Source organism: Streptococcus pseudopneumoniae (genome assembly GCF_001072315.1).
In the GTDB taxonomy this organism is placed as follows: Bacteria; Bacillota; Bacilli; order Lactobacillales; family Streptococcaceae; genus Streptococcus; species Streptococcus pseudopneumoniae_R.
On sequence record NZ_JVLI01000029.1, the window covers coordinates 1 to 5750 of the forward strand.

Genomic DNA, 5750 nt, shown 5'->3' on the forward strand with positions numbered 1-5750 from the left:
CAAAGAGCAAACTAGGAAACTAGCCGCAGGCTGTACTTGAGTACGGCAAGGCGACGTTGACGTAGTTTGAATTTGATTTTCGAAGAGTATTATTCATCTTCGTCATCATCGAAGCCAGCTAACAGGTCATTAACTTTAACAATGCTTTTTGCAGCACGGCTCTTGTAGTCCGCATCTGCGCCTGTAAGGCTCGCATTGATAAATTCAATCACCATTGGAAGATTCATCCCTGCATAAAGTTCGATGTCACGACCTTCCATAATCAAGCGACTGACCACGTTACATGGTGTCCCACCGAGAAGATCCGCAAAGACTAGGAAATCATCTAATCCTTCAATAGCAGCTTCAAATTTTGCAGTAAATTCTTCTGGGCCATCTTCTGGAAGAAGAGCCACTGTATAAATATTGTCTTGTGGACCCATAATCATTTCAGTGCTACCTTTAAGTTCTTCACAGAAACGACCATGGCTCACCAAAATTAATGATTGCGTCATAAATTATACGCCCATTCCAAATGCAAAGTGACCAAGGGCAGAAAGAGCCAAAGCAAGAACGATAATGATACCAATAGCTTTAGTAGAAGTCATACCTTTCTTACCAAGCAACCAGAAGATAAAGGCAGTAAAGATTGCTGGAAGCAAACGTGGGAAGATTTGGTTCAAGATGTCTTGGAAATCAATCATCTTTTCACCGATTGGCAACTTGTAAGAAATTTCAAAGTTAATCATTGTTGCTACAAGAGCACCCATCATGAAGACACCAAGTACAGATGCAGCGTCAATCAAAGCTGTCAAGGTACTTTGCATGTTGTTGATAAGGTTAACCCCTTCTTTGTAGGCAAATTCCAACTGTTTCCAACGGAAGATGTCATAAGCAACTGCAACTGCGATCCAAAGGAAGATACCCCAAGGTTGGCCAGCGATAGCCATAGTTGCTGCGACTGACCCCATGATAGCAGGTACAAGCGAACCAAAGATTGTATCTCCAAGAGGAGCAAATGGTCCCATCAAACCTGTCTTGATACCGTTAACGGCATCTTTTGAACCTATACCATCTTTTTCTTCCATGGCAAGGTCAAAACCAGCGATAATAGTATGGAAGAATGGTGAAGTATTGAAGAATTGAGTATGAACTTTCATCATTTCTTTCAATTCAGGAGTTCCATCCCCATACATTTTACGCAATTGAGGCAAAATCATGTAAAGGTAACCAGAAGCTTGCATACGTTCGTAGTTCCAACCCAATTGGAAAGTAAACAAGCTACGTTTGTTAATTTGATTAAAATCTTCTTTTGTAAGTTTGTAATTAGAATTCGTCATCTTCGATTTCCCCACTTTCTGATGGTGTAGAAGGTGCTGCTACAGCTACTTTTTGGCTATTTTTGAAGTGAAGCACTGCAAGGAAGATACCTACGATAGAGATACCAATCATAGACAAACCTTTGAAGTTGTTCACGAAACCAATTTTTTCAGCAACATCTTTAGGTAGAGTACCGATAACACCTGCAACAGCGCCACCAAGACCTGTTACATATGAGTAAAGAACAGTCAACATAGCTGTCAAACCAAATCCCATTGCAAGGTAGTGAAGGTTACGTTTAACTGGAAGGTAACGAAGCAAGATTGCAAATCCAAGACCTGGAAGCATGCGTCCTGCGAGTGTCAAACCATCTGCAAACCATTGATATTTTGTAACGAAATCTACTACGTGTTGTACAAATTCACCACCAAAAGCAAGCGCAAAGAAGACTGGAAGGGCACGAGATAGAGCCCAAGGAATCGCACCAAGCAAGTAGTTGCGTTCAATACCTTTATAGTCAAAGCGTTCGATTGCAGCATCCACACGGTGAGCAAAGAAAGTAGTTGTCATACGTCCAAGAACGTCGAAGTATGTCAAGAGAGCTGCTACTGGCACAGCGATTGTTGTAATCGCAAGTGCTGTATCAATTCCTTGTGAAACAGAGAAGGCTGTCGCAAGAACCGCACCAGAAGTTGCGTCGATACGAGAAGCACCACCGAAGGTACCAACCCCAAGAACGAACAATTGCAAGTTACCACCGATAAGCAAACCAGTAGTCACATCTCCCATGATTAAACCAGTAATGAAACCAGCAAATACAGGGGAACCTGCAGATGAAACGATCGTCAACTCATCACAGATTTGATAAGCTGAGTACAAAGTGAGAAGTAAAATTTGCCACCATTGTATCATAACAATGACCTCCTAAAAATTTTTTCCTATTTTAATAAGCTCAAAAAGTCTGAAATTGGATCATTTGGAACCATTTGAGCAGTAAGTTTAACACCTTTTTCTGCCAGTTTGTGGAAATCTTCCACATCCTTGTCTACTACGTTGATAGAACGTGTGATGGGGCGAGTTTCTGGTGTTTGAGACATATTCCCAACATTAAGGGTTTCAAGTGGTACACCTGCTTCAACCAAACCAAGGAAGCGGTCTGGTTTACGAGCCACGATAAAGAGACGTTGGCTATCGTATTTTCCAGCAAGAATATTGGCTGCCGCTTTTTCAATTGGCAAAATACTCAATTTCACACCTGGTGGTGTCGCAAGTTTCAAACCACTCTTTTCAACGTCGTTGTTGACAACTTCGTCATCTACAACCATAATGCGTGAAACATTTAGTTTTCCAGCCCAAAGATTGGCTACTTGTCCGTGGATCAAACGTCCATCGATACGGCATCCTACAATTGTCATAAATTTTCCCCCTTTATGTGTTTTAGTGTAGGTTTACGAGTTAAATGAATCTCTTCTTTATATTGGCCCTCTGTTTCAAAGATGATGATACGATTGGCACCTTCCTTGAGATAGCTATGAGGGATATAAAGCGAGAGGGTTGGGCCGACGTTCCAAAAACGTCCTAGATTCTGCCCATTGACAAAGGCAACTCCCTTACCAAACTCAGACAAGTCTAGGTAAGTATCTTTTGGCTCTTGGACTGTAAAGTCATAAGCGTAAAAGGCTGGTTGTCCTTCTGTCCATCCTTTTGAAAAATCAATTTTCTCAGGATTATCTAGTGGGAGTGGATAGTGTTTCCAGTTTAGTAAGAAGTGCAAATCCTTACAAACCCCTGTCCGAATTCCCTTACGTTGCGTATCTGCTAAGAACTTATGTCCATAGTTGACACGCCCCATATTTTCTACCAAGATATCTATTCTAGATAGCGCTTTCTTTTCACCTTGATAAAAAATATCTTCCCCAATCTCTGTCTGATATTGGGTTTCGACCCACTGACCATCGACATAAAGCTGAGCTCTATCTCGACCATCAATGATACGAAGTCTTTCTTCTTCTGCATCCCAATTTGTTTCTGTTCGATAAAGTAGGTAGCCATAGCTTTGTCCCAATTCCTCCATCTTTTGAGGATAGAGACTTTCTATCGGACTTGACAAGCCATCTAAGGTTTCAAACAAGGAAACTTTTTCAACTAGTGGAATAGCATCCAACTCCATACTCTCCTTGTAGAGTGGTTCCAACTGCGGATACTCTGGAAAATGTGTTGCCATCATCTTCTTGACTGCCAAGTATTTGGCAGTTGGATTTCCTTCTTCATCCAGAAGGGCATCGTAATCATAAGATGTGACTTGTGGCAGGTCCAAAGTTCCTCGAGCCGAGCAACCATTCATGAAGCCAAAGTTTGTACCACCATGGAACATGTAAAGATTGATGGAGCCTTGTTCCAAAACTTCTCGAACTGCATCTGCCAATTCCTTAGGATCCCGTGTGATAATCGGTTCTTTCCAACGATTGAACCAGCCATCCCAGAACTCCATACACATGAGCGGCCATTTCTTACCATGCTCATCAAAGAATTCCTGCATCTGTGAAAAGTTGTAAGGCGCCTTAGAACCAAAGTTTCCTGTTACAAAGAGGTCATCTTCGATTAAGGTTCCAGCTTTCAGAGTAGCTCGCCATGGACCATCTGATGTAAAGAGGGGACAGGTTACGCCACGCTCTTCCATCAACTGTCGAATTGCTCTCAGATAAGCCTTATCTTCTCCATAAGAACCATACTCATTTTCAACCTGCATCATGAGAATATTGCCACCATTGTCCAACAAATGTGGAACCAATCGTGACAAGAGCTGGTCATAGTAGCGACCGACAGCTTCAATATAAGCAGGATCTGAGGAACGAATCCTCATATCTTTGGTTAAAAGCCAAGCTGGTAAACCACCGAATTCCCATTCCGCACAGATAAAGGGAGAGGGCCGTACAATAGCGTAGAGACCCAAGTCTTGCGCTGTCTGTAGAAATCGCTCCAAATCCAGAGCTCCTTCAAAATGAAACTCACCCTCACGAGGCTCGTGTAAATTCCAAGCAACATAAGTCTCTACCGTATTAAAACCAAGAGCCTTCAAGTTATAGAGCGAATGATACCAATCCTCTGGGGGAACCCTAAAATAATGAATGGCGCCAGATAAAATCTTAAATAATTTTCCATCGAGATAGAAATCATCTCGTATCTCAAATCGTGTCATAAAACTACCTTCTGACCGCGAAAGTTTGCGCTTTCATTTGTTGTTATATTAAATATAGCGCAATCATTCATGTTTGTCAATAGTCTTAACTAGATTATTTAAAATTTTTCTATTTTTTTACTAACTTTTAGGCAAAATACTTATAAAATCGTATAAGCCCGAGCACTTCGCTATTTTTCACCAAAAACCTTGTATAAAAATGTATAAAATCCTGATTATTTAGATGTAAATTAACCTTTTAGCCTATTATTTTAATTTTTTATTCAAAAGACTACTATTCTTTCCAGTTTTATGGTAAAATTTTTAGTGGAGAAGGAAAATCGAGGTGAAAACATGGCAATTCCAAAGTATCAATATATTAAAGATGAGTTAAAGAACAAAATCATTTCTGGTCAATTTGCCAGTGGAGATAAATTCTACACTGAAGCTGAATTGATTGCAATGTATGATGTGAGTTCTATCACAGTTGTCCGCGCCTTAAACGACCTTGCCAAGGATGGTTATATTATCCGTCAACAAGGAAAGGGTACATTCGTTTCACGCGCACGCAAACACAAACTCGTAGAGTTTTCAGATGTAGAAGTTTTTGAAACTAAAGATGATAAAGTGACCGTCCTTTCTATTGAGCGTGGAAACAAACTAAGCTACTTAGAAAAACTTGGACTACGCGGAGATCAGTTCTACTACAAGATTGAACGCGTTCGCGAAACAGGTGGTGTTGTGTACATCTACCATACATCTTACATTCCAGAACAATACATCAACGCAAATTATCCAAATCTTGAATATTATAGCTCTATCTATAACCGTTTCAAATTGGATTACCACATTCACATGAATGATGAACATTTTGAAGAAATCAATGAAATAGCATTTCCAACTCCAGAACATGCGGTTTCCATTCTAGGAATCAATGATCAATTTCCTACTGTCCTTCAGACCAAGATTACGAAACTCGAATCTACTGGTCAAGTTTTGGAATATAGTGAAACCTACAAACGATCTGATTACTACAAGATTAAATTCATCTCATGTGACCGTGATCACTAAGAAAAAAGCCTGAGCCTCATCGCTTGGGCTTTTTCAATGCTTATTATATCCCATCAAAACTGTATTTTCTATATGTCAATGAAGATTGATTAAATTAGTTGAAATTTTACTAATACTCTGCGAAAATCAAATTCAAACCACGTCAGCGTCGCCTTGCCGTACTCAAGTACAGCCTGCGGCTAGCTTCCTAGTTTGCTCTTTG

At 40.4% G+C, this 5750-nt stretch carries 6 protein-coding genes; 1 reads left to right on the forward strand and 5 read right to left on the reverse strand.

Annotation, left to right across the window (positions count from 1 at the left end; genetic code table 11):
• Positions 1 to 89 precede the first annotated feature (89 nt).
• From ADH54_RS01450 to ADH54_RS01470, 5 genes are read right to left on the reverse strand one after another with little or no spacing between them, the layout of a single operon-like run.
• The gene (locus ADH54_RS01450; RefSeq protein ID WP_080980742.1) at positions 90 to 494 is read right to left on the reverse strand and encodes a PTS sugar transporter subunit IIA; all 405 of its coding nucleotides are present in this window, start codon (positions 492 to 494) and stop codon (positions 90 to 92) included.
• A gap of 3 nt (positions 495 to 497) precedes the next feature.
• Entirely contained in the window at positions 498 to 1319 is an 822-nt protein-coding gene (locus ADH54_RS01455) for a PTS system mannose/fructose/sorbose family transporter subunit IID (protein ID WP_049523661.1), read from the reverse strand.
• Positions 1306 to 2211, reverse strand: a complete 906-nt coding sequence (locus ADH54_RS01460; RefSeq protein WP_049523667.1) for a PTS mannose/fructose/sorbose/N-acetylgalactosamine transporter subunit IIC — start codon at positions 2209 to 2211, stop codon at positions 1306 to 1308. The genes ADH54_RS01455 and ADH54_RS01460 overlap by 14 nt, the downstream gene beginning before the upstream one ends.
• 26 nt (positions 2212 to 2237) lie before the next feature.
• Positions 2238 to 2714 carry a PTS sugar transporter subunit IIB gene (locus ADH54_RS01465; RefSeq protein ID WP_000156972.1) on the reverse strand — a complete coding sequence of 159 codons (477 nt, stop codon included), beginning with the start codon at positions 2712 to 2714 and terminating at the stop codon, positions 2238 to 2240.
• Complete coding sequence (locus ADH54_RS01470; RefSeq protein ID WP_049523668.1) at positions 2711 to 4498, reverse strand: glycoside hydrolase family 35 protein; 1788 nt, start codon at positions 4496 to 4498, stop codon at positions 2711 to 2713. The genes ADH54_RS01465 and ADH54_RS01470 overlap by 4 nt, the downstream gene beginning before the upstream one ends.
• Positions 4499 to 4831: 333 nt before the next feature.
• Between ADH54_RS01470 and ADH54_RS01475 the strand changes: the two genes are divergently transcribed.
• Positions 4832 to 5548: a GntR family transcriptional regulator gene (locus ADH54_RS01475; protein ID WP_049523671.1), complete on the forward strand. Its 717-nt coding sequence runs from the start codon at positions 4832 to 4834 to the stop codon at positions 5546 to 5548.
• Positions 5549 to 5750 lie beyond the last annotated feature (202 nt).